The sequence below is a fragment of the Sphingobium boeckii genome, from assembly GCF_014199215.1.
GTDB lineage: Bacteria > Pseudomonadota > Alphaproteobacteria > Sphingomonadales > Sphingomonadaceae > Sphingobium_A > Sphingobium_A boeckii.
Genome location: NZ_JACIJC010000008.1, coordinates 52,599 through 58,872, shown reverse-complemented (window position 1 = coordinate 58,872; position 6,274 = coordinate 52,599). Strand labels below are relative to the sequence as shown.

The window sequence follows — 6,274 nt, the reverse complement described above, 5'->3', positions numbered from 1 at the left end:
GACCGACACGCTCACCAAGCTCGCCAATGGTTATCCCGCGAACAGTGTCGGTGACCTCATGCCCTGGACCAACGTGGGCTGAGAACATCGCTTACCGCCTTTCGCACTCATCAGCGAGATCATTGGTGTTATGCGCGTGCAGAAGGCTGACAGGCTTGCCCTTCATGGTCACGCCGTGAATGATCGCCTCGTCGTCGCGTGATCCGCCGAGCGCTCGCGCAAATGCTTCATGCACCTTCCCAAAAATACCGAGCAGGTTGAGGACCGCGCCGTTTTCCGCGTCATAGGCGAGCGTCCCGGGAACCTCGTCGTCGCGTTTCCCCGCCAGCCAGAACAGGCCTTGCTCGATGAAGCTGTCGAAGAGACCGGGAGGTGGGCTGGCCATGGTCAGGGTCCTTGATGACGGCGCTGCGACTTGTGCTTACCGTACCGCGTGCTTTTCGTCCCCTACCGATGTTTGGCGCGTGAAAACCGGCTGGCTGCTTTCAGGGTTGAGCGCCCGCCGGGAATGGCTGATTGTAGGGCGCAAAGCAGACATCGAGCGTAGCGGCTAGAATGTCCGTTATGCCGATGATGCTTCTTCAAACCGGACCGAGCACAATGTCCCATTTCTTGCCATTCAGACGGAGATAATTGCAGCTTAGAATTCCGCAGCTTCCAGCGCAGCAATTCGCTCGAGGCAGACGGCTTCAACCGCACCCGTCAACGTCTCGACCTGCGCACCAAGCCAGGTCAGTTCCTCGTCGCTGATGGTATAATGTTTTGAGTAGCGGGCTTTAACGTAAGCGTCTTTTAGCTTCTCGAACTTGGCGCGATCAATCTTCAGATTGCGCGGCCAGGCTTGGACGAGACGGATGTCCAGGCGCTCGGCCTGCGTGCGCAGCAAGCCGAGATTGTGCGTATGCGGCGTGTAAAACGTCGTCGTGAGAAGCACGCAGTTGTAAAGGCGCTCAACCGTTTGGTGGAGATCAAATGCGGCGTCTTTCCGGAGGCCTTCCGCTTGAGCGTATTTAGCTAGTTTGAAACGCCCCAACGCTGCTGGCATCCATTCCGCATAATATTCCTTGGCCAAAGCCAGCGCCGCTTCCGGTGTCTTGGGCTGGGGCTCCGAAAATTCGGTATCCTCGCTCTCATAGAGCGCGATGCCATCCTTCACGACGTCCATGAAGAAATAGCGCCCCTCTGCGAGGCCGTCGTTCACATCCTGCAGCGTGTGCACGATGAAATTGACCGGGGTCTTCAGGTTCTTCGTGATCGCCAGTTCACGGTTCAGACGCTCTTCGGCCTTGACCCAATAATCGACCCGGTCGAGCAGACGCTTGTCGCTCACGATGACCAGCAGATCAAAATCCGACTGATAGCCCTTGGCGGTATGCGGCTCGTCGACCCAGCCGCCTCGTGCGTAAGAGCCATAGAGAATGACCTTGAGGATACGACCCTTCTTCTTCCAGTCCTGGGTGGCCAGCGCGGTCGCGTCGGCAAATTCTTCGAACAAGATCTGCACCACGCGCTCCAGCTCACGCTGTTTGGCTGGTGGAAGATGATCAAGATCTTTGCGCATAGGTGAAACGACCTTCGGGAATGGCGGACCGGATGGCAAGGCCAATCCGGTCCATCATCGATCAGATCAGCGGTAATTGATCGGGGTCGCGCGATGGTTCGTCGATGTCCTCGAAGGAGAGATCGCTGTGCAGCCGGTAGAGCGCAGACGCCATTGCTGTCTCCACATCCTGCACGCTGATGGCACCTGCGTTTTCTCGTGATGGGATATTAGGGCGAGCAACGAGGGCGCTATTAGACAAGGAGTTCCGTGGACGAAGCCTGTCGATATTGAAGGCCTTTCCGCTCGAATACGAAGACGAGGTCACGGATGCCAACGCGGCCATGTTTGAACTTCGCAGGCGAGCGATGAACCGCCACTATGCCAAGATGCTTGGCGTGAAGCCGCTGACCAAATCGGATGATCAGATTGGCTGGATGTACGAAATACCCGCGCATTTCTCCGCCCACATTGAGCCGTCGTCGGTAGATGAAGCTGATGCTGGTTGATTGCGGTACATCTTCGAGGTACAAAAGGGTTTCAGCAGCGGCTCAGAAAACCCCAGAAATCAGCCATATTTGGTCCGGAGGCCTGCAGTCCCTGCCTCTCCGCCAAACATTCCAACAAGCGGATGTTTTTCAGCAGTTAAGTTGCCTCGGCTTGCATGAGCCCCGACAAGGCTTCCTGTCCGGTCCGTAACGACTTGTGTCCCAACGACATCGCGGGGGAATGATCGTCCGCAAACATTTTCCTTATTGGCCCTCCATCAAATGGAATGAAATGCTCCCCGAAAAATTCGCGTAGCTAGGGGCAACTGCACGGATAGTGATCTGGTATATAGGGGAGGAAAATAATGAAGAGGCTTCGTGGCATCGCTTTACTGGGGTGCGTCAGCGTGTTCGCTGTATCGACCCATGCCTTTGCTCAGTCTGACCAGGCGCCACAGGAATCCGAGGTTGCGGAGAGCGATATCATCGTAACCGGCTCGCGTGTGGCGGCCAATGGTGACGACAGCCCTACGCCGGTGACTGTCATCTCCACCCAGCAAATGGCCGAGGTCAAGCCGGGCAATCTTGCCGACCAGTTGAACGAATTGCCGCAATTCTCAGGTTCCCAGGGGCAGGGCAGCCGTGCCGAAGCGGGGAGCGCCAACACGGGTGTTCCCAACGCGCAAGCCAATGTGCTCAATCTTCGCAACTTCGGCTTTACCCGTAACCTCATTCTTTATGATGGCCATCGCGTGGCACCCAATTCGCCCAATGGCACCGTCGATATCGACATGATCCCGCAATTGCTTCTCAAGCGGGTGGACGTGGTGACCGGGGGCGCCTCGGCGGTCTATGGTTCCGATGCCGTGACCGGTGTGGTCAACTTCATTACCGATACGCGGTTCAACGGCCTCAAGGTCAATGCCTTTGCCGGCATCTCGTCGCGCGGCGATGGCGGAACCCAGGATATCGGCCTGGCCTGGGGCGGCGATCTGGGCGATCGCGCGCATCTGCTGATGAGCTATCAATTTCGCAATGACGAAGGCATCGATCATCGTTCCGCGCGGGAATGGGGGCGCAAGCGCTATCAGATCGGCACGGTCGGCACGGTGGCGGGTGTCACGACGCAGCGATTTGTGTCGCTCGCGGGTCGTCCGGGCGCATCGTTCGGGGGCACCATTTCCAGCATAGGCGCGCCGGCCAATCCGTTTAACGGATTCTATTTCGCGAGCCCGGGCGTCCTGGCACCCGTGACTGGAGATTTCGTCAATTCCAACGTGGCGGGCAACAGCACCGGTTCCTATTTCGAGCCCTCGCTCAAGAGCTCGATGGAAAAGCATCAGGCCTATGGCCGCTTTGACTATGAACTGGCGGAATCGGTCCGCTTTTATATTCGCGGCGCCTATACCAAAAACGACAATGCGGGCTTCGCCATTTCCAATCCGACTTACGTCGCGGCGAATGGCAGCAACGTCCACCCCATATTCGTTACGAACCCTTACCTCCCCGCCGCAATTGCCGGCCAGATGACAGCCGCCGGTGTGACGCGGTTCGGGATCAACAAGGTGCATAGCGGTCCGGGCATGGATCAGTATCGCCAGTTGACGAAGGCTTTTGGAGAGAATTGGTCGATCGACGTCGGCTTTAACGGCACGTTCGGCGGCACCTGGAAGTGGGAATTGGCAGCGCTTCACAGCAGCAACAAGCTGCGCGTGCAGCAGACCAATGCCATTAACGGCAAAAAATTGGCCGCGGCGCTCGATGCAGTGCCCAATCCCAATGGGACGGGTTCGCCTGTATGCTACGTATCCACTCAGCCGCAGTTCGCGAGCCTTTATCCGGGCTGCGTACCCTATGCGAGCATCTTTGGGCCAACGATCAGCGAGGCTGAGGCCGATTGGATCTTCGATCCGCTCAATGTGACGACCAAGACGAAGATGACCGATCTGGAAGGCTTCGTGTCGGGTTCTCCTTTCAGCACCTGGGCAGGGCCGGTCAATGTCGCGCTATCGGCGCAGGCACGAAAGCTGACCTATGAGGTCATCAGCGGCAGCACGCCGGCGACCCTTGCCAATCCGCTGGATTGCACGGGCCTGCGTCTGATCACCTGCACACCGACCAGTCTGGAATATTTTCAGGCGGAATCGCTCTCGCGGCCCGAAATTTCGGTGTCGGTGAAGGAAGCCGCGCTGGAAGCCAGTGTGCCGCTGCTGCGGGATGTCGCGTTCGTGCGGGATTTGTCGATCAGCGCTGCCTATCGTTACACCCATTATTCGACCAGCGGTGGCATCTCTAGCTGGAAGGCCGGACTGGACTGGAGCCCGATCGACGACCTCCGTTTCCGGGCCACACGGTCTCGCGACATTCGCGCACCAACGCTGCACGAACTCTTCCAGCCACAGTCAGTGGGAAATTTCGGCGGTCGTGACGAGTTGCTGGGTATCGCTCTCGATGGTGCAAACGGCAGGCCGAGCCCCGCAGGCAACATATTGTCGGGCAATGAATCGCTCCGGCCCGAGCGCGCCGACTCCTTCACCGTCGGTTTTGTATATACGCCAAGCTGGGCCCCCGGCCTGAGCGTTGCGCTGGATTATTTCGATATCCGGGTCAAAGATGCCATCGTCTTGCTGAACGGCATCGATGCCGCAACGCAGCTCGATTGCATCAACAGCGGCGGTGCCTCGGCGACATGCGCTCTGATCGTGCGGGCACAGGGCAATTGCTGCACCAACGCACCGAATAATCAGATCATTCGGGCCTTCAGCCGACCCATCAACATTGGCCGGCAGTTCACCAAGGGGGCGGATTTCGAGCTGAATTACACCAAGGATATCGTTGGACGGCCTTCCAATTTGCGATTGCTGGTCAGCTATCAGCCCGAAAACGTGCTGGTAGACGCCCTGAACGGGTTGCAGACGAACAACGCCGGAGCCGGATCCGGGTCCGTGGTGGGATCAGGCCATGCCAAGTGGCGCGGAACCCTGATCGCGAACATGGATGTCACCGACAACATCAGGATCGGCGTGCAGGAACGCTATCGCGGCAAACTGAACTGGTATCCGAGCTATGAAGGGGCCGGGGCGCCGACGTTCGTCCTCCTCGATGCGCCGAAGAACATTCCAGCGCGGTTTTATACGAATTTGAACGTGGCTTTCAGGACGGGTCCGTCGGAATTCTTCTTCAACGTGCAGAATCTGTTCGATCAAAAGCCGGCGATATTCGCCAACCCCTCGACAGCACCGTTCCCAGGCTTGAATGGTGTGGCACCGGGTGATGACGCGATCGGCCGTTACTTTACAGCGGGTGTGCGCGCCAAATTCTGATCCAAACTGCGATAGGAGCGGGGGGTGGCGGTTGCCATGCCCTGCTCCGACAGCAGCGGAATTTCGGAAACAATTGCGGCTCGAAGAAGGATGCACAATGCCAAAAGCGATGGCCAGTCTTCGATTGTTGCTGGGTGCTCTGAGCGCCTATGCTCTGCCGGCAAGCGCACAGTCTCCCACGGCAGCGCCATCGGCGAACCCGGACATCCTCATTCCCTATGAGGCGGTCAACCCCCGTGAGCCGGCCGGCGACCGGCTTGGATCGGCGCGCCGGATTGCGGCGGCGATCGTGGCGAACGACCGTCCGCAGGCGAAGCTTGTCGTCGATGTCGGATCGTTCACAGGCGAGTTTCTCGAAGCGTTCATGGACGCCTTGCCCAAGGCGCGCGGCCAGTGGACCGAACCGGTCGAGAATAATCGCGTCAAGGCGAACCGGCGGCTTGGCCGTTTCGGCGATCGGATCGATTACAAGATCGGCTGCCCGGGACGGGATATCAGCCTCGGCTGCGTGCCTGGGGGCGTCGATATTCTGGTATCGTCCTGGATCTCGATCCATCAGAATGGCGAGGGCATCAAGAAATTCTACCAGCTTGCAAGCGATATGGTGCCTTCGGGCGGCTGGGTCGTTAATCTCGATCATATCGGATTTGGTGGCGCGGCATGGGAGACGCGGCTGAGCGCCGGCCGCAGCGCGGCCAACCGGGATGGGCTTGTCGCCATGATCGAGGGGCCGCCGGTTCATCACCCGGACTATAAGACTCCGACGATCGCGGATCATTATGCAGCGCTCAAGGCGGCTGGGTTCGACGCGCAAGTCGTGTGGCAGCGGTTTGATACCGTGCTGATCATGGGGCGTAAAAACTGAAACCATCATCATCATGATGGCATCAGTTCGGATCACCGCGCCCACCTATGAACATTTC

Annotated in this window: 5 protein-coding genes; 3 read left to right on the top strand and 2 right to left on the bottom strand. The window is 58.4% G+C overall.

The window, feature by feature from the left end; translation table 11 throughout:
• Positions 1–91: 91 nt before the first annotated feature.
• Positions 92–385: an ApeA N-terminal domain 1-containing protein gene (locus FHS49_RS18825; RefSeq protein ID WP_184022007.1), complete on the bottom strand. Its 294-nt coding sequence runs from the start codon at positions 383–385 to the stop codon at positions 92–94.
• A gap of 255 nt (positions 386–640) precedes the next feature.
• Complete coding sequence (locus FHS49_RS18820) at positions 641–1,561, bottom strand: nucleotidyltransferase and HEPN domain-containing protein (RefSeq protein ID WP_184022019.1); 921 nt, start codon at positions 1,559–1,561, stop codon at positions 641–643.
• Positions 1,562–1,740: 179 nt separating this feature from the next.
• On the opposite strand from FHS49_RS18820, the gene FHS49_RS18815 reads away from it, so the two are divergent.
• The 3 genes from FHS49_RS18815 (at position 1,741) to FHS49_RS18805 (ending at position 6,216) form a co-directional block, all read left to right on the top strand.
• Complete coding sequence (locus FHS49_RS18815; protein ID WP_184022005.1) at positions 1,741–2,049, top strand: hypothetical protein; 309 nt, start codon at positions 1,741–1,743, stop codon at positions 2,047–2,049.
• A 344-nt stretch (positions 2,050–2,393) separates the two neighbouring features.
• Positions 2,394–5,351, top strand: a complete 2,958-nt coding sequence (locus FHS49_RS18810; protein ID WP_184022003.1) for a TonB-dependent receptor plug domain-containing protein — start codon at positions 2,394–2,396, stop codon at positions 5,349–5,351.
• 97 nt (positions 5,352–5,448) lie between these two features.
• Positions 5,449–6,216: a hypothetical protein gene (locus tag FHS49_RS18805; protein ID WP_184022001.1), complete on the top strand. Its 768-nt coding sequence runs from the start codon at positions 5,449–5,451 to the stop codon at positions 6,214–6,216.
• The last annotated feature ends 58 nt before the right edge of the window (positions 6,217–6,274 follow it).

Coding starts and splice junctions, on each gene's coding strand:
- FHS49_RS18810 (WP_184022003.1), top strand. CDS start 2,394: ATGAAGAGGCTTCGTGGCATCGCTTTACTGGGGTGCGTCAGCGTGTTC.
- FHS49_RS18805 (WP_184022001.1), top strand. CDS start 5,449: ATGCCAAAAGCGATGGCCAGTCTTCGATTGTTGCTGGGTGCTCTGAGC.
- FHS49_RS18815 (WP_184022005.1), top strand. CDS start 1,741: ATGGCACCTGCGTTTTCTCGTGATGGGATATTAGGGCGAGCAACGAGG.
- FHS49_RS18825 (WP_184022007.1), bottom strand. CDS start 385: ATGGCCAGCCCACCTCCCGGTCTCTTCGACAGCTTCATCGAGCAAGGC.
- FHS49_RS18820 (WP_184022019.1), bottom strand. CDS start 1,561: ATGCGCAAAGATCTTGATCATCTTCCACCAGCCAAACAGCGTGAGCTG.